This window comes from Alteromonas sp. DYW1 (assembly GCF_059752595.1).
Window position 1 is genome coordinate 494,476 of the sequence record NZ_CM186038.1, and the last position, 16,331, is coordinate 510,806.

The 16,331-nt window shown below is 46.8% G+C and carries 19 protein-coding genes and 1 tRNA gene; 14 read left to right on the forward strand and 6 right to left on the reverse strand.

What is annotated here, in order from left to right; all coding sequences use genetic code 11:
* Positions 1–5: 5 nt before the first annotated feature.
* Positions 6–983: a threonine/serine dehydratase gene (locus AC121Z_RS02235; protein WP_498126311.1), complete on the reverse strand. Its 978-nt coding sequence runs from the start codon at positions 981–983 to the stop codon at positions 6–8.
* A gap of 176 nt (positions 984–1,159) precedes the next feature.
* Here AC121Z_RS02235 and AC121Z_RS02240 point away from each other — a divergent pair, with 176 nt between their 5' ends.
* Positions 1,160–1,906: a divergent polysaccharide deacetylase family protein gene (locus AC121Z_RS02240; protein WP_498126313.1), complete on the forward strand. Its 747-nt coding sequence runs from the start codon at positions 1,160–1,162 to the stop codon at positions 1,904–1,906.
* A 101-nt stretch (positions 1,907–2,007) separates the two neighbouring features.
* Positions 2,008–2,400 carry a MerC domain-containing protein gene (locus AC121Z_RS02245; RefSeq protein WP_498128120.1) on the forward strand — a complete coding sequence of 131 codons (393 nt, stop codon included), beginning with the start codon at positions 2,008–2,010 and terminating at the stop codon, positions 2,398–2,400.
* Between the two features lie 5 nt (positions 2,401–2,405).
* Here AC121Z_RS02245 and AC121Z_RS02250 read toward each other — a convergent pair whose 3' ends face one another.
* The 4 genes from AC121Z_RS02250 to rsgA form a co-directional block, all read right to left on the reverse strand.
* Positions 2,406–3,119, reverse strand: a complete 714-nt coding sequence (locus AC121Z_RS02250) for a glycerophosphodiester phosphodiesterase (RefSeq protein ID WP_498126315.1) — start codon at positions 3,117–3,119, stop codon at positions 2,406–2,408.
* Positions 3,120–3,155: 36 nt separating this feature from the next.
* Entirely contained in the window at positions 3,156–4,031 is an 876-nt protein-coding gene (locus AC121Z_RS02255) for a DMT family transporter (protein WP_498126317.1), read from the reverse strand.
* 5 nt (positions 4,032–4,036) lie between these two features.
* Entirely contained in the window at positions 4,037–4,906 is an 870-nt protein-coding gene (gene asd / locus AC121Z_RS02260) for an archaetidylserine decarboxylase (protein ID WP_498126319.1), read from the reverse strand.
* Positions 4,907–5,001: 95 nt separating this feature from the next.
* Positions 5,002–6,048 (reverse strand): small ribosomal subunit biogenesis GTPase RsgA, encoded by a 1,047-nt coding sequence (gene rsgA, locus AC121Z_RS02265; RefSeq protein WP_498126321.1) that lies wholly within the window; start codon positions 6,046–6,048, stop codon positions 5,002–5,004.
* A gap of 101 nt (positions 6,049–6,149) precedes the next feature.
* On the opposite strand from rsgA, the gene orn reads away from it, so the two are divergent.
* The 6 genes from orn to ilvN all read left to right on the forward strand — a co-directional run bounded on the left by orn (position 6,150) and on the right by ilvN (position 10,625).
* The gene (gene orn, locus AC121Z_RS02270) at positions 6,150–6,692 is read left to right on the forward strand and encodes an oligoribonuclease (RefSeq protein WP_498126322.1); all 543 of its coding nucleotides are present in this window, start codon (positions 6,150–6,152) and stop codon (positions 6,690–6,692) included.
* 203 nt (positions 6,693–6,895) lie between these two features.
* A tRNA-Gly gene (locus AC121Z_RS02275) sits at positions 6,896–6,971 on the forward strand.
* 228 nt (positions 6,972–7,199) lie between these two features.
* The gene (locus AC121Z_RS02280; RefSeq protein ID WP_498126324.1) at positions 7,200–7,700 is read left to right on the forward strand and encodes a DUF4442 domain-containing protein; all 501 of its coding nucleotides are present in this window, start codon (positions 7,200–7,202) and stop codon (positions 7,698–7,700) included.
* A gap of 112 nt (positions 7,701–7,812) precedes the next feature.
* Complete coding sequence (locus tag AC121Z_RS02285) at positions 7,813–8,187, forward strand: MaoP family protein (protein WP_498126326.1); 375 nt, start codon at positions 7,813–7,815, stop codon at positions 8,185–8,187.
* Positions 8,188–8,409: 222 nt separating this feature from the next.
* Positions 8,410–10,128, forward strand: a complete 1,719-nt coding sequence (locus tag AC121Z_RS02290; protein ID WP_498126328.1) for an acetolactate synthase 3 large subunit — start codon at positions 8,410–8,412, stop codon at positions 10,126–10,128.
* Positions 10,128–10,625, forward strand: coding sequence for an acetolactate synthase small subunit (gene ilvN / locus AC121Z_RS02295; protein ID WP_498126330.1), 498 nt, complete (start codon positions 10,128–10,130; stop codon positions 10,623–10,625). Before AC121Z_RS02290 ends, ilvN begins: the two co-directional genes overlap by 1 nt.
* Here ilvN and AC121Z_RS02300 read toward each other — a convergent pair whose 3' ends face one another.
* Positions 10,626–11,576 carry a hypothetical protein gene (locus AC121Z_RS02300; protein ID WP_498126332.1) on the reverse strand — a complete coding sequence of 317 codons (951 nt, stop codon included), beginning with the start codon at positions 11,574–11,576 and terminating at the stop codon, positions 10,626–10,628.
* A gap of 137 nt (positions 11,577–11,713) precedes the next feature.
* Between AC121Z_RS02300 and tatA the strand changes: the two genes are divergently transcribed.
* From tatA to AC121Z_RS02330, 6 genes are read left to right on the forward strand one after another with little or no spacing between them, the layout of a single operon-like run.
* The gene (gene tatA, locus AC121Z_RS02305; RefSeq protein ID WP_498126334.1) at positions 11,714–11,944 is read left to right on the forward strand and encodes a Sec-independent protein translocase subunit TatA; all 231 of its coding nucleotides are present in this window, start codon (positions 11,714–11,716) and stop codon (positions 11,942–11,944) included.
* A 5-nt stretch (positions 11,945–11,949) separates the two neighbouring features.
* Entirely contained in the window at positions 11,950–12,321 is a 372-nt protein-coding gene (tatB, locus tag AC121Z_RS02310; RefSeq protein WP_498126336.1) for a Sec-independent protein translocase protein TatB, read from the forward strand.
* Entirely contained in the window at positions 12,308–13,045 is a 738-nt protein-coding gene (gene tatC / locus AC121Z_RS02315) for a twin-arginine translocase subunit TatC (protein ID WP_498126337.1), read from the forward strand. Before tatB ends, tatC begins: the two co-directional genes overlap by 14 nt.
* On the forward strand, positions 13,042–13,617 hold the full coding sequence (locus tag AC121Z_RS02320; protein ID WP_498126339.1) for a hypothetical protein: 576 nt from the start codon (positions 13,042–13,044) through the stop codon (positions 13,615–13,617). The genes tatC and AC121Z_RS02320 overlap by 4 nt, the downstream gene beginning before the upstream one ends.
* 3 nt (positions 13,618–13,620) lie before the next feature.
* Positions 13,621–14,409, forward strand: coding sequence for a TatD family hydrolase (locus tag AC121Z_RS02325; protein ID WP_498126341.1), 789 nt, complete (start codon positions 13,621–13,623; stop codon positions 14,407–14,409).
* On the forward strand, positions 14,396–16,330 hold the full coding sequence (locus AC121Z_RS02330; protein ID WP_498126343.1) for a sensor domain-containing diguanylate cyclase: 1,935 nt from the start codon (positions 14,396–14,398) through the stop codon (positions 16,328–16,330). Before AC121Z_RS02325 ends, AC121Z_RS02330 begins: the two co-directional genes overlap by 14 nt.
* The last annotated feature ends 1 nt before the right edge of the window (position 16,331 follow it).

Here is a 16,331-nt window from a genome sequence, read left to right on the forward strand (position 1 = left end):
TAGTTTCAGTTTTGGCAGATAATCGATCTTAGCTTGCTGTAGCCGATATTGCGCCCACAGACGATCACTGCAACCTGTTTATGCGCGTACTGTTCACTTAAACTCAAGGCGCCTGCAATTGCGACTGCAGCTGCACCCTCAATCACTTGTCGCTCGTGTTCTAATGTTTGTTGGATAACGCTGCTAATTTGTTGTTCGCTGACGAGTACATGCTTGTCGATGACCTGCTGACATAAGCGGAAGGTCAGCGCGTTCGCTTCAATGTTGCCTGCAGTTGCATCGGATAGCGTGGCTTGCTCCGCAACTTGGATGATTTTGCCAGCTTCTAAGCAGCGCGCCATGACGGGAGACGTACTCGGCCAGCAGCCAATCACTTCAATGTGCGGGTGTAGAGATTTGAGGTAATGACCGACGCCACCAATTAATCCACCACCGCCTACGGCAACAAAGACTGCATCCAAATCAGGTAATTGATGTGCCAATTCAATTCCAACGGTGCCTTGACCGGCGATTACCTGAGCATCATTGTAAGGCGACACATAGGTTTTACCCTCGCGTTTGGCTAGTGCATAGGCGGTGGATTCTGCGGCTAAGCAATCCCCTTCAACGAGTATAACGTTTGCCCCAAGCCGAGAAATTTGCGCAAGCTTATATTCATCTACGCTATTTGGCACAAGCACTGTCGCGTCGATATTAAGATTGGCCGCAGCAAAAGCACATGCCATGGCATGATTCCCCGTGCTGGCGACCACTATCCCTGCCTGCTGTTCGCTGTCAGACAGATTAAGTAATTTATTTAATGCGCCGCGATATTTGAAAGAGCCGGTATGCTGCATATGTTCATGCTTGAGAAAAATATGGCATTGATGCCCGGCACTAAAAAATGGGCTCAATTCCAGCGCAGTCATATAAGGAGGGATCTTCGCATCGCTTAGCTTCGCATGTGCTCGCGTAATCGCATCGTTCCAGTTGATATCCGACACTTCTATGTAGCCCCCAATGACTTTGCTAGTGCGTCATCCAACGTTACTATCGCAATTAGACGCCTGCATTGTTATGCTAATGAAAAAACATCGTATCATTGATTGTGCTTCGAGTCTTAATATCACTTTTTTGTTGGGCCCTATTGGTTGTCTCGCCGAACAGCTACGCAGGGACAGTGCACAAGGTCGCGTTGATTATCGACGATATGGGTTATCGCGATACTGATTTCCAAGCATTTGAGTTGCCCTCACATGTGGCCTTTGCCATTCTGCCACACACCCAACACTCAACCCGTTTCTCAGCCATGGCTGCAGAGCAGGGCCGCGTGGTCATGCTGCACTTACCTATGGAAACCTTGCATCCACAAAAATTAGGCCCTGGTGCACTGCTAGCCTCCATGAATGCGAGTTATCTGATTGATACCTTTGAGGCAGCCTTAGCCTCCGTGCCCCATGCGGTTGGACTCAACAATCATATGGGTAGCAAACTCACGCAATTGAGTTTTCCAATGACAACCTTAATGCAAGCAGTAGCAAAGCATGATTTGTTTTTTGTGGATAGTCGCACTACTCGTTACAGCAAAGCGTTCACAATCGCGACTGAATTTGGCATCCCGAGTGTGCAGCGCAAAGTTTTTCTGGATCACGATTTAACCGAAGTGGCCATTGAGCAGCAATTCGACCGTCTTATTAGGCTAGCGCGCAAATATGGTCAGGCCGTAGGGATTGGCCATCCCCATCCGCAAACACTCGCAGTATTGCAACGCAGGATCGGCGATCAGCATGATGTAGCTTTTGTCGCGGTGACTGAACTACTTAACCTACAACCAATGCCGCGTATTGTTCGCCAAGATAAGCGCAGAGCGACGACGGCGGCGACGACAAATGCGAATGCAGAGTCAACGGTAGAGTTATCGCCTTAAATTCTGCTTTGCTCAAGGCTCAATTTGTTATAATATAACGTCTCTTGATTTTTACGAACGTTGGGTTTGGTTTTTTTGTGTCAGATAACACACGCCTATTAATGGACAAATTGGGGATTTGGGTGTCAGGATTGTGCGCTTTGCACTGTCTTGCGTTGCCCCTTTTATTGCCGATTGCGCCATTAGTTGCCAGCTCGTTTGTAGCTGAAGCGTGGTTCGAGCGCACGATTTTAAGCCTTTCGTTGCTGGTTGGGTTAGCCGCCTTAAGTGTTGGTTATATCCGTTATCATCGCCAAATCATACCTGCTTTAGCACTTTTTGCTGGCGGTTTGATCTACTGGAACAAAGACGTTCTGGGAGAATCCTTTGAGCCCATCACCATTGCGATGGGGGCCAGTTTAATTATCGCTGCGCACGTAATGAATTTACGCTTATGCCGCGCACATAAAATAGCCCAACGAACTCAGTGTGAAGCGGTGTTATCGAGCCGTTAAACGGGTTAACTAGAGGCTTTTTGCTGTAAATGCTGGTGCACGCGCGCCGGGAAGTTGGTGAACACAGCATCTACACCAAGCAGTGCTAGCCAATCGATATCATCGGGTTCATCAACCGTATACACCGCTACTTTTATGCCGCGCGCATGTGCATCCTTAATCAGTGCTACATCCACTACGTCCACATCGATACCTAATATTTGACAACCCAATACTGCTGGCTCTTGCGCTTTTCCTACAGGCATTGAGGCACTTAGCCAGCCGCGCGGATAGGGCAAGTCAAGTGCTTGAGCGTCCAGTAGTAATAGATGATTAAACGATGAAAGTAAAATTTGTTCAGGGCGTAACGTAGCTGGCCGGTGGCGTTCAATGTAGGTATGTAGTTGGTGGATGGACTTAATGGCTTTGATTTCTATATTTAAGACTTTGTTCTGCCAGTTTAATTGCAATATCTCAGCAAGGGTCGGCACCTTCTGCGGCGCATTAAGATAGCTGCCTGCGCTGAGTTCGCTGAGTTGTTGCAGAGTGACTTGATCAATGCGTATCTTTTCGCCAGTGGTTCGGGTTAGCCAGCGATCATGCATCAACACAAATTCGTCTTCTACTTGGAAGATGTCGATCTCAATACCGTAAATGTCAATATTTAAGGCTAATTGGATCGCGGCTAGAGTGTTTTCAGGCGCATGTCCGCTAGCACCGCGATGGGCAAAAATATGCATCTTCTGACCTATATTAATGGCTCTAATGCGCCGCTTTTAAGACGCGCTGGTAACTTGTCGGTTATGCGCATTCATGGTTTCGTATACAGACGCTGAGACCACCAAAATACCACCAATTAATGTACTAAGACTAGGATTTTCGTTGAGTACTAAAATCGCAAGAATGACACCGTAAAACGGTTGCATACAGGCGATTAAGGAAAAGCTTTTGGCGCGCAGGTACTGCAAACTTGATGCAACCAATGCATGGGGTAACGCCGTAAGCACGCTGCCTAAAATCAGTAGTTGCCACCACACATCAGCGCTCGCTCGAAGAAAGTCTGGTGAAACAAATAAGGCGAGACACAGGCAAACCACCAAAATTTGATAGAACATCGTGCGCGCACCGCCATAGTGAGCAAAGTACTTTCTGTGCAATAGATTACGCAGAGCATACAAAATAGCTGAGCTTATGCCGATGACTACACCCAATGTTGTGTCGTCAGCGATGTCAGGCGCCGGGACAATTAAATAGATCCCAATGATCACTACCAGAGCACTTACAATATCTTGCCATGCAAGTCGAAAACGCTCAAACAGAGGCTCCAATAGAACGGTGATCACAGGAAAGGTAAATAAAGCAATCATGCCGACGGACACGCCAGCATACTGCATCGCGGCAAAGTAACTTGACCAATGCGCGGCCATCAATACACCCAATCCTGCTGCCACGAGATAACAGCGCGCCGTCGCGAGCCGAAATCTCGAACGGGTTGCTAGCATGAAAGCCAGTAATGCGAAGCACGCAAATAGTGAACGGCCAAAAGTGATATCAATCGCATTCAATGGGATAAGCACCGAAAACAGTGAAGCGGCGCTTAACAGAATGACTGTAATGTGCAGCGAGATTAGGCTACGTTTGACAGGATCCATGGGCGCTATGATACGCCCAGTTTTCTCGCAAAGGGCGTGCCCAAGCGGGTAACGTCACCAGCTTGCATGGCTTCCAACTCAATACGCTCAGGTTCAAAACAGGCGACAATCGTCGATCCTAGTTTAAATAACCCCATCTCTTCACCCTTTTTCAATGTGATGACGTTGTCGGGGTTATTGGTGTCGTACTGCCAATGCACAACGTTGGGGCCAGCAGGCGGAGTGATGGTGCCGGCCCAGACGGTAGCGATACTCGCGACAATCGTAGCGCCAACAAGCACAATCGCGACTTTACCTGCATCCGTATCGAAGATTGTGACGACCCGCTCATTCCTTGCGAACAATCCCGGTACATTTTCTGCGGTCAACGGATTAACTGAGAACAAGTCACCAGGGATGTAAAGCATATCAGTTAGCACACCATCGATAGGCATATGAATACGGTGATAATCTCTGGGCGATAAATATATGGTCGCAAAGGTTCCATTCTTAAATGGTGCTGCGACTTCTGGCTTGCCACCGAGCAAGGCGGTTAGGCTATAGTCATGCCCTTTGGCTTGGAATATGGCATCGTCTCGAATCGGGCCCAATTGACTCACGGTACCATCAACTGCGTGACACAGTACCGCGTCATCAGTATTTATAGGGCGCGCACCGTCTTTCAATAAACGTGTAAAAAATGCATTAAAGGTTGGGTACTTGGCTGGATCCGGCTCTGCAGCCTCCTGCATATCGACCTTGAACTGTTTAATAAATACTTTAATCAACGATGTGGTTAGCCAGCCTGCATTGACACTAGCTAATGAACCGACCAAACGAGAAATCAAATGTTTAGGCAAGATGTATTGTACGTTGACCTTAAACCAGTTAATCACAAACTCAACTCCGAAATAACGACCGCCGAATTGTACACTATTCTGAAAGCCGAATAAGCAATTTAGTGCGTTCTACCAGTTCAGTTTGCTATATCTTAGTTGCGTCCGGGTTTTTGGGCATGGCTGGGGCGTGCTTCATCAAGGTTAGCTAAGATTTTGTGATAACTGTCAAAACGACGTTGCGAAATTTCACCATCAGCCACTGCCTGTGTTATCAGGCAACCTGGATCGTTAAGGTGCTTACAGTCTCTGAATTTGCAGCCACCCAAATAATCGCGAAATTCAATAAAGCCTTGGGTAATTTGCTCAACCGGCAAATGCCACAACCCAAACTCTCTAACCCCAGGCGAATCAATCAGATCGCCACCCGACGGGAAATGTAAAAGTTTTGCCGTAGTAGTGGTGTGTTGGCCTAACCCCGAAGTGTCTGAAATCTCGCCGGTTAGCTCATCGGCTTCTGGCAACAATACATTAATAAGACTGGACTTGCCGACACCACTTTGACCAACGAATACACTGACTTTGTGATTCAAAATCGTTTGCAGCGGCAATAAGCCGTCTTCGGTTTTGCAGCTTGTGAAGATAACTGGATAGCCTAGATCGCGATACAGTTGGATATCGTCTTGCACTTGTTCCTGTTCGTCAACGTTGAGCAGATCCATTTTATTGATCACAATCACGGCCGGTATTTGGGTGTCTTCACAGGCGACTAAATAGCGATCGATAATGTGAGTGCTCAGTTCTGGTTTGATTGAACTAACGATAATAATTTGGTCAATGTTGGCCGCAATTGGCTTGATGCCGTCATAAAAGTCCGGACGGGTAAGCACGGTTTTTCTATCGTGTACCGCTTCAATTACACCTTCCAAACCGCCAGCACTGTCTTGTCCAGTGCTAACTTCAACCCGGTCTCCACAAACTACGGAATCGACACTACGTCGAATGTGGCAGCGGAATATCTCGCTCGGTGAGATTTCAACATCAGCATGTTGGCCAAATCGACCAATAACTGTACCTGAAAGAAGTGGAGTGTCTTGATTAACTGCAGTGATATCAGATTTGCTTCGCTGTTCTAAGCGGCGAGTTCTATTCGCACTGATCCTGCGTTTTTGTTGATGCGTTAAATGCCGTTTTTTCTTCACTGGCTTCTAATCGTTGGCTCAATTGCCTTGTCATGTTACCGTTTGATGTAAAGAAGTGCCACGCTTTAATCGATTTATTCTACCTACTGAGAGTACTTGTGATGCTGAATGATAAAAACCTGGTTTGGATTGATATGGAAATGACGGGCTTGGATCCGGAAAGCTGCGTGGTACTCGAGATCGCGACGATTGTGACGGATTCAGAACTCAACATCCTAGCAGAAGGCCCAGTAATCGCCATACATCAACCGGACAGTGTCCTTGATAACATGGATCCATGGTGCATTGATACGCACGGCAAAACGGGACTTACCCAGCGTTGCCGACAAAGTTCGGTGGATGTCAATCAAGCTGCTGAGCAAACCATCGCATTTTTAGAAAATTATGTTCCCAAAGGTAAATCTCCATTATGTGGGAACTCAATCGGTCAAGATCGTCGTTTCATGGTTAAGTACATGCCACTTTTGGAAGACTACTTTCATTACCGTAATGTCGATGTCAGCACGATTAAAGAGTTGGTCGCGCGTTGGCAGCCCGAGATATTAGCTGGCTTTAACAAGAAGAACGTGCATCTTGCTTTGGACGATATTCGAGAGTCCATTGATGAATTAAAGTTTTATCGCGAACATGTGTTTTCTATCTGAGTATTTAGTGTTGCCAGCCTTATTCTTAGGAGATTAGAGTTTTTATTTATTCTTGGTCCTGTGTTAAGCAAGGATGCGCATGCGGTCATCCAGCAGGGTGCGCGGTTTTTGCACGGAAAATAAAAATTTTTGTAAAATTCGGTTGCGCTCCCACAAAAATTTTGTAAAATGCGCACCTCTTCGAAAGAAGGCACCTCCAAAAAGCGGGAATAGCTCAGTTGGTAGAGCACAACCTTGCCAAGGTTGGGGTCGCGAGTTCGAGTCTCGTTTCCCGCTCCAAATTATCTAAAGTAAAAAACTAATTTATCGAACTAGCATTGCTGCGCCCCGTGGGTCGCGACCGAGTGTCGGCCAGTGTGAGTCTCGTTTCCCGCTCCAAATTATCTAAAATAAAAACTAACATATCGAATTAGCGTCCCTGCGCCCGTGCTATCAAGACCTTGATACCGATTGCAATTCGGAGGTTAAGCAGCTACAGTCAACTGGTCAAACCAGAAGGGCTTAACGATGGTATCAGGTAATCCACTGCGTAATTTTGTTATCAAGGTCAATCAATATCCAGCGTGGTTGAGTTCCCGCTTAATGACCTGGATGTTTCGGTTTAAAGTGAAGTTAGCTGGCACGGCAGGTGTAGAGATCGTGCAAACCGATCTTAAAAGTGTGACGTTTCGGCAGAAGAATCGTAAAAAGGTGCAGAATCACATTGGTAGCGTGCATGCAGCAGGCATGGCTTTATTGGCTGAATCAGCGACGGGTTTTATCGTCGGTGTAAACTTGCCGGGTGATAAATTGCCTTTGATCAAAACCATGAATTTAAGCTATGTAAAGCGTTCCACTGGTGACATGCAAGCGGTAGCTGAGCTAACCGATGAGCAGCTAGAACAGCTACACACTGCCGAAAAAGGCGAGGTTACTGTGCGAGTAACGGTTACGGATGCCCTGAATGTAGAACCAATCCTGTGCGAAATGGTTTGGGCTTGGATCCCAAAAATAAAGAAAAAACAATAACCTAGCTTCGTCATATAAATTTAATGAAAAACCCGTTTGACAGCAGTCAAATTTCGCCCTAAAAAGCAACAATAAAAAGTTTCCTAACCCTTGATTTGGAAGGTTTATTGTTATGGCGAATTTAACTCGAATCGATTTGCTAAAACGGTTATTCAATGATCCGAAAAATTATCCTTATGGTTTCTCACGTTCTGGTGATTTTTCTATCAACGAAAGCAAGGCATTGAGTCAGTATGGCTGTCTAATGGCTGCCCTTGTGGATGGTAAATTAGCCCCTGAAACAGAAGATGACCATGCGTTTTTGGAAGCTGCGTATGGACGCAGTGAACCCGAGTCCTTGATGGAGCGTGCATGGGTTAAGTATCAGAAACGCATTAATCGACCCAAGATGGGTAATATTTACGGTTCCAGTAAAGTCAGTAGTAATGACGATTCTGATGACGTAATTGATGACGTTGAAGATGCTGACATCGTGATCGATGATTAGGATTTTTAGCCTAAAAATATGTAAATAAAATGTAAAAAATCCCTAAAAGTGCAGTTTTGTCCTGTGCTTTTAGGATAAACATCCCAAAAATTCACTGTTTTGGGATATGCGCCTCACTATTATTCAAACTGTTGTTTTAATACCCCATTGTCCTCGGTATAGTCACTCGAAATTCCGGTTTTCATTGCTATTGCAAAATAGCCAACCTCAGGAGATGTGCGAGTGAAAATGATGTCAGGCGCAGCCATGGTGGTAGAGGCGCTCAAAGATGTTGGCGTAACCCACGTATTCGGGTACCCAGGTGGTGCTGTTTTGGACATTTATGACGCGCTGTTTGCGCAAGATCATGTCAAACATGTCTTAGTGCGTCATGAGCAAGCAGCAGCGCACATGGCCGACGGTTACGCGCGTTCGACAGGCAAGACCGGCACTGTTTTGGTGACTTCTGGGCCAGGTGCAACCAATACGCTGACTGGCATTGCTACAGCCTATATGGACAGCATCCCGATGGTCGTATTGTCGGGCCAGGTACCGAGTATGCATATTGGTGAGGATGCGTTTCAGGAGACTGATATGGTCGGTTGTTCGCGCCCGGTAGTTAAACACAGTTTTCTAGTCAAGCGCACTGAAGATATACCGATGGCTATCGCCAAAGCCTATTACATCGCCAATAGCGGTCGTCCGGGGCCTGTTGTGGTTGATCTGCCAAAAGACCTCGTCAATGTGCAAGAGTCGCATCCCTATGTATTTCCCGATGACGTTAGTATGCGTTCATATAATCCAACTGAACGCGGTCATCGCAAGCAAATCAAAAAGGCTGTGGAAGCTATCGTCAATGCTGAGCGTCCTGTTTTATACGTGGGTGGTGGAGCGATCAATGCTAATGCTTCAGCCCAAGTAACGGAGCTGGCTGAATTGTTAAAAGCACCGGTTACCTGCACCCTGATGGGGCTAGGGGCTTTTTCTGGCACTCATGACCAGAGTTTAGGTATGTTAGGAATGCACGGCACCCTTGAAGCCAATAAGTCGATGCATAACTCTGATTGTATCGTCGCTTTGGGTGCACGTTTTGATGACCGGGTCACCAATAATGTGGATAAGTTTTGCCCGCATGCCACCATCATTCATGTGGACATTGATCCGGCATCGATTTCGAAAACGGTAAATGCGCATATCCCTGTTGTGGGGGCCGTAGACAAAGTTTGTGAGCAGTTTCTTGCAGAGTTAGCTGAACGAGATCTGTCACAACAAAGCACTCGCTTACAAGATTGGTGGGCGCAAATTGCCCAATGGCGCGCGCGTCAATGTTTGAAGTATCAGGATTCAAGCTCGGTTATCAAGCCGCAAAAGGTTGTCGAAGCGGTGTATAAGCACACTAACGGTGAAGCTTACATCAGTTCTGATGTTGGTCAGCATCAAATGTTTGCGGCTTTGTATTACCCATTCGCGAAGCCTCGGCAGTGGATAAACTCGGGTGGATTGGGCACCATGGGCTTTGGCCTACCTGCTGCTATGGGGGTGCAGTTTGCGCATCCAGACTCCACATCGGTAGTTATTACCGGCGACGGTAGTATCCAGATGAATATTCAAGAGCTATCGACCTGTTTGCAATATAACTTGCCGATCAAAATCATTTCGTTAAATAACCGCGCGCTGGGCATGGTGCGTCAGTGGCAAGACATGATCTACAAAGGTCGTCACTCACACAGTTACATGGATTCTATGCCTGACTTCGTCAAATTGGCCGAGGCCTATGGTCACGTAGGGATGAAAGTCGATCGACTAGAAGATTTAGATGCAGCCATGCAGGAGTGTTTCGCGCTTACCGATCGCTTAGTCTTTATGGATATTGCAGTTGACCAAAATGAACATGTTTACCCAATGCAAATTAAGTGGGGTGCCATGGATGATATGCGATTAAGCAAAACGGAGCGTACCTAATGAAACGAATTATTTCAGTATTAATGGAAAATGCTCCTGGTGCGCTGTCTCGGATTGTGGGAGTTTTCTCGCAGCGTGGCTATAACGTTGACTCATTATGTGTTGCACCAACGGATGACCCGAGTTTATCGCGCCTTACCATCATCACTCATGGGGATGATAAAGTGATTGAGCAAATCACCAAACAGGTGAATAAACTGATTGATGTGCTAAAGGTTGTTGATTTGACGGAAGGCGCACATGTTGAGCGTGAGTTAATGTTGATCAAAGTGGCCACTAGAACCGAATTGGCGCGCGCAGAAGTCAAACGCAATGTGGATATTTTTCGGGCGCGAATTGTGGATGTCAACGCCGCCAATTACACCATTGAAGTGACTGGAACTTCCGATAAGCTCGATGCATTTGCGGCAACGCTCGCGCAAAGTACTGAGATTATTGAATCTTCACGTACTGGGGTTTGCGGACTGGCGCGGGGCGAAAAGGCGTTACGCCCTTAGTCAGGTGCGCCCGTAGTGGACTTCAAGTCGTAATGCAATGCCGTAAGATGGCTTGAAGTCTTCCTCCTTGAGCCATAGCACAAAAGGTTCGACTTCATAGAATAGCCAGTTTCTGGTGGGATTTGTGCGCCAGCGTACACTAGTGAACACTTGCTCGGTGTGCATATTGGGGCGACTTAATCCTTCGACAAATAAAGTGTAAATAAAGGCACTATTAGCACTCGTTTGGCTCAACCATTGTGCCTCATGACGCCAACGCCAATCGTTGCTATTGTCACGGTAATAATAGCGGTTATTGAGCCGCCAGAGGGTGTGATCATCAACAAGGTGTTGATAGGTCAAGCCGAGCTCACCGCCCAATCGGTCGCGATTGTAGTAGTACACTTCAGCGTCATAAAACAATGCATTGACTGAATCGATATCGTAATGGTTGCGGTAACGGCTTTTAACAAATACCTGATCACGGCGTCCAAAGCCTATTCGATGAGACAATTTGGCATCTGGACTCCGTCTGAAGCGCAAAGATAGGGTGGTTTGATCACGTCGGCCTAATTGATCGTTGCGAGTCGCTTTGACGCTGTTTTCATCCAAGTCATCTTCATCATCAGTGAGGAGTAAATCAACCCGGTTCTTCAGTGCAGGGAGCTTGACTCTAACTCTAAATCGCACGTCAAATTCAGCAAAGTCTCGGCTGCGAGGTTCCCAGCCCAATCGGATCCGGCCAGATGCGCGCGCATCTTCATGTGAACGGTCATTGGCTAACGCAAAAAACGCATCCAAATCTTGCGCCGTACTATCCATTGCCGTTTCAAATTGGGCATGCCAAGTATCAAACCACGCGTCATTAACGTGGTCGGACTCTAGCTCTTGCGCGAGTGCAAAGCAGGGCAGCAAGCTGAAAAGGCCTGTAATAATTAGCGCTCTGCGATATCCGCCACAAGGATGTTTCATTTTGTAAAAACCAACATACGAATAAGCCAATTTCTGCGACCATCTTATAACTATAATGGCAAATCTTCGTAGCAATGGATAGGTGGGTTGTGACACAATGCGGAGTATGCATTTTAGATACCAATAGTGGGTGAAGTATGGGTGGAATTAGTCTCTGGCAATTACTGATCATTTTAGTGATTGTTGTTCTCTTATTTGGCACCAAGAAATTACGCGGCATGGGTAGTGACCTAGGCTCGGCGGTTAAGGGCTTTAAGAAAGCCGTGAACGATCAAGATGCTGACTTTGAAGAACCGAAAAAAGTAGCCGAGAAAGATGAGAAACAGGCTACAGCACAAGCGAAAAAAGCAGATAAAACTGACGCGTAAAATCTATGTTTGATATTGGCTTCTGGGAATTGTTGGTCATTGGTGTAATGGCGTTATTAGTGCTTGGGCCCGAGCGGCTGCCCGGTGCTATCCGTTCGACCGCCCGGACAATTCGTAGCGTAAAGTCGATGGCCAGTGGTTTTAAGGCAGAAATGGATGAGCAATTGCGCATCCATGAATTGCATGAAAATTTACGCAAGGCTGAGTCGATGGATATGCAAAACCTGTCACCCGAATTGCAACGCAGTGTAGCTGAGCTAAAAGCTGCTGCAGAGTCAGTACAACAACCGTATAAGTCAAAACCAGCGCAGGTGAAGGATGATCCCGCGGGTGCTGCTGCGTCGGAAACTCAGCAAGATACGCATGCAAAATCCTGAAAATAACCTTATATCTCACCTAATTGAGTTACGTAGTCGGATCCTGAAAGCACTATTGAGTGTCTTAGTGGTGTTCTTAGGCTTAGCCTATTTCGCCCAAGATCTTTATCATTTACTTGCACAGCCGCTATTGGCAACCATGCCAGAAGGCGCCAATATGATTGCAACTGATGTGGCTTCGCCCTTTTTTGCGCCGTTTAAGTTAACGATGGTCTTGGCGTTCTTCATTGCTATTCCTTATATCTTGTATCAGGTGTGGGGATTTGTAGCACCGGGACTGTATCAAAACGAAAAACGTTTGGTGGCACCCTTACTTTTGTCCAGTACTCTGTTGTTTTATGCAGGGATGGCCTTCGCGTATTTTGTTGTGTTTCCACTCGCTTTTGCGTTTTTTAACAGTGTCGCACCGGAAGGTGTTTTGGTTAGCACGGATATCAATAGCTACCTCAACTTTGTGTTAAAACTGTTCTTCGCATTTGGTTTGTCGTTTGAAATTCCAATTGCGATCATCCTCATGTGTTGGACTGGTGTTACCGACGCTAACTCGCTGCGTGCAAAGCGACCTTATGTGATTGTAGGGGTCTTTGTTGTCGGTATGCTGTTAACGCCACCGGATGTAATATCACAAACTCTTTTAGCCCTGCCCATGTGGCTTTTATTTGAACTTGGTGTGGTCGTGGGCGGTCTATACTCGGCAAAAAAACAACAACAGGAAAGTACATGAAACGAGTTTCTTTGCGTGCATTAAGCTTGATTATTACAACGGTTATTTCTGGTGCCTTTTGTGCCTCAGCCTCTGCACAGTCACAGACATTGCAGGATGCTATTCAGCGTTGTAGCGCTGAATCTAACAGTTTGCAACGCCTTGTCTGCTATGATCGTGTGGCCAAGTCTGTGCGCGAGTACAAGGGGGGCGAGATAGTATTACCCTCGGCCGTGGTGAACCCGCCTGCGGCCAAGGTAAATGCGCCTCAGCCAGCATCTCCAACGCGCCCTATGGTAGAAGCGCCAGTAGTACCAGCCAATAATGCAGAATCTCAGTTTGGATTGGAGCATCGACAAGATACCGATGCGATGATCCAAAAGTTGTATGCCGTGATCACCAAGATCAGTACGGATGCTCGGCGCAAGCGCTTGATTACATTGGATAATGGGCAGCGCTGGCGGCAGCAGGATAGCAGCACACTCAAAGTGTCAGTTGGCGATACGGTTTATGTTGAGCGAGGCGTACTTGGGGCCTTTTATCTCAGTACTGATGATGTGAATAAACGCATGAAGGTCAAAAGGGACGAGTAACCAATGCGTTGGTTTGACGCCGGGGTTAACTGTTTTGACAAGCGTATGCCACTGGCAGAAACGCTTGCTCAAGCTCAAGCCAATGGCGTTGATCGTTTATGCATCATTGCCACGCAAGAAAGTGAATGGCAGCAATGTCTCACTTGGAGCCAGCAATACCCTGACGCGCTCTGTTGCACGCTTGGTGTGCATCCACACAACGCCGATCAGGTTAGCCAGCGTTGGTTAGAAAACTTACGTAAGCATCTGAGCGAGTCGCCCGTTGCTGCGGTCGGTGAGTGTGGTCTTGATTTTAATCGAATGTTTTCCAGTCAGGCAGGGCAATTACGCGTATTTGAGCAACAGTTGGAGCTGGCGTGCGAATTAGGGCTGCCCGTATATTTGCATGAACGCGATGCGTTTGCGCAGCAGTATGCGCTGTTGCAAGCGTATCAGCAGCGTTTGAAGGCTGGCTTTGTGCACTGCTTTACTTCCCACAAGGAACACTTAAAGGCGTACTTGGACTTAGGCTTTTTTATTGGGATTACGGGGTGGCTGTGCGATCCCAAACGAGGGACTGAATTACGTGAGGCAATCACCCACCTCCCACTCGAACGCCTCATTATTGAAACTGACGCACCGTATCTTTTCCCTAAAGGGTTAAAGCCAAGAGCGCGCAACAATACACCCGCAAATTTACCCTATATCGCTGAAATGATTGCTGAAATAAAAAACATCAGTGTTGAAGAAGTCAATCAAGCGAGTATCATCAATACTACTGAGCTTTTATGGCGTAAACATGATCCCAACTAATGCCAAATCTATTTCAATCGATGCAACCCGACAGCGCTGGCGATTCGGTATTATTAGCGCTGTCGCATTTGTTGTCGTGTGGGGGTTGGTATTTTTTAGTTTGGTGCAAAAGCAACAGAACAGTATTTCAGCCATTGAGTATGTACTGGATAACTCAGCTAATTTACAGCTGTCAGATGTTTTTCAACTTTCAAATGAGCAGTGGCAGAGCATTGGCAAGGACAGTTCACTGGGCATGAATACTGCCGCGTTTTGGTTTCGTTTTCAGCTCCCCGAGCGAGTGAAACGCCAAGATGACGGAGATTTCATCATTGAAATTGATTACCCGATGCTAGACGAGCTCACCCTGTATTTAGTCGCTGAGCCCGCAAAGTATAATGAGGCTGCTGTTATCAAACGTTACCAAATGGGGGATACGTTAGCCTTCTCTGAGCGTCCCATCCCGCATCCGTTATTTCTGGTACCCCTGCATGATGCCGCCGATGTGGCTTGGGTATATGCACGGGTTAAGACCACTGGAACCGTGCGGTTTCCTGTCAGTGTTTGGCAAAGTACCGATTACATCGCAGACTCCACCAAGCACGCCAGCATCATGGCATTGTTTTTTGGCTTCATGGTTGCAATGGCTATCAGCAATCTATTCTTTTTTATCACGACCCGAAGCGTCACTTTTCTTGTGTATACGGGGTATGTGCTTGGGCTAGGCGTGACAATTGCAACTTTGCATGGTTTTGCGTTTCAGTATTTGTGGCCTAACAATACCTTCATACAAGCGCGCGCCATTGCTATATTTGCGTCACTAACGTTATGTTTTGCGGTAGTTTTTTCGTATCAAACACTAGATGTTGCTAGTTATAGCAAGCGAGTCAATAAAACGTTGCAAGTGTTGGCGGTAATCTTTGCCATGTATGCGGTCGTTAGCTGTTTAGCTCCGTACGAAATCGTTATTAAAGTGTTTATGCTAATGCTGCTGTCTGCAGTCATTGCGATTCTCGCCTGTGGGATATGGTTATCTGTGCGAGGCAGTGAAGTTGCTAGGTATTACACGCTGGCTTGGTCATTTTTATTATTGAGCGGATTTTCAGCCACACTCGACAATCTGGACCTAGTGGAGTTACCGATATCATCGCATTATATCCTCATATTCGGAGCATCAATTGAAACCGTATTGTTAGGTTTAATCCTCGCCATGCGCTATTCGCAGCAGCGCGATAGCTTGTCAGCTGCCCAAGCCTTGGCACTCGAACAGGAGCAAGCCGCAACCAAAGCCAAAGATGAACTCATCCGCGTACAACAACAAAGTCAAGACGAGCTCGAGTACAACGTACAGGAGCGCACACTCGAGCTAGAAATAGCGTTGCGGGAGTTGTCTGAGGCAAATCGCGAATTAGAACAACTCAGTGCAATGGACCAGTTGACTTCCTTGCCAAATCGTCGCCACTTCGACAAGCGTTTACTCGCAGAAAGTCGTCGGAGTCGTCGTGAGCAAACACCGTTAGCCATTGCCATGCTTGACGTTGACCACTTTAAGCAAGTCAATGATGATTATGGGCACATTGCCGGTGACGAGTGTTTGCAGCAAATTGCTCAAATCATCAAAAGCCAGTTAAAACGCCCTAGTGATGAAGTCTGCCGCTATGGCGGTGAAGAATTTGCGTTTATATTACCTAACACCGATCTGTTAGGTGCAACCCAACTGTTAGAAGAGATCCGCAAAGCCGTAGAGAAAACCCCTATTGAGACCGACAGTCAATCCATATCGGTAACGTTAAGCGCGGGGGTCACTGCTGCTACGATTGCCAGTGAGGGGCAAGAAAACGACCTTGTCGAATTTGCCGATGGTTTACTTTACGATGCTAAGCGTAATGGCCGTAACTGCGTGATCAATAGAGCCTTTAGTAAAAAATCTCAGGAATCCTAGT

Coding starts and splice junctions, on each gene's coding strand:
- AC121Z_RS02245 (WP_498128120.1), top strand. CDS start 2,008: ATGGACAAATTGGGGATTTGGGTGTCAGGATTGTGCGCTTTGCACTGT.
- AC121Z_RS02250 (WP_498126315.1), bottom strand. CDS start 3,119: ATGCATATTTTTGCCCATCGCGGTGCTAGCGGACATGCGCCTGAAAAC.
- AC121Z_RS02255 (WP_498126317.1), bottom strand. CDS start 4,031: ATGGATCCTGTCAAACGTAGCCTAATCTCGCTGCACATTACAGTCATT.
- orn (WP_498126322.1), top strand. CDS start 6,150: ATGCTGAATGATAAAAACCTGGTTTGGATTGATATGGAAATGACGGGC.
- AC121Z_RS02280 (WP_498126324.1), top strand. CDS start 7,200: ATGGTATCAGGTAATCCACTGCGTAATTTTGTTATCAAGGTCAATCAA.
- AC121Z_RS02285 (WP_498126326.1), top strand. CDS start 7,813: ATGGCGAATTTAACTCGAATCGATTTGCTAAAACGGTTATTCAATGAT.
- ilvN (WP_498126330.1), top strand. CDS start 10,128: ATGAAACGAATTATTTCAGTATTAATGGAAAATGCTCCTGGTGCGCTG.
- AC121Z_RS02300 (WP_498126332.1), bottom strand. CDS start 11,576: ATGAAACATCCTTGTGGCGGATATCGCAGAGCGCTAATTATTACAGGC.
- tatA (WP_498126334.1), top strand. CDS start 11,714: ATGGGTGGAATTAGTCTCTGGCAATTACTGATCATTTTAGTGATTGTT.
- tatB (WP_498126336.1), top strand. CDS start 11,950: ATGTTTGATATTGGCTTCTGGGAATTGTTGGTCATTGGTGTAATGGCG.
- tatC (WP_498126337.1), top strand. CDS start 12,308: ATGCAAAATCCTGAAAATAACCTTATATCTCACCTAATTGAGTTACGT.
- AC121Z_RS02320 (WP_498126339.1), top strand. CDS start 13,042: ATGAAACGAGTTTCTTTGCGTGCATTAAGCTTGATTATTACAACGGTT.
- AC121Z_RS02325 (WP_498126341.1), top strand. CDS start 13,621: ATGCGTTGGTTTGACGCCGGGGTTAACTGTTTTGACAAGCGTATGCCA.
- AC121Z_RS02330 (WP_498126343.1), top strand. CDS start 14,396: ATGATCCCAACTAATGCCAAATCTATTTCAATCGATGCAACCCGACAG.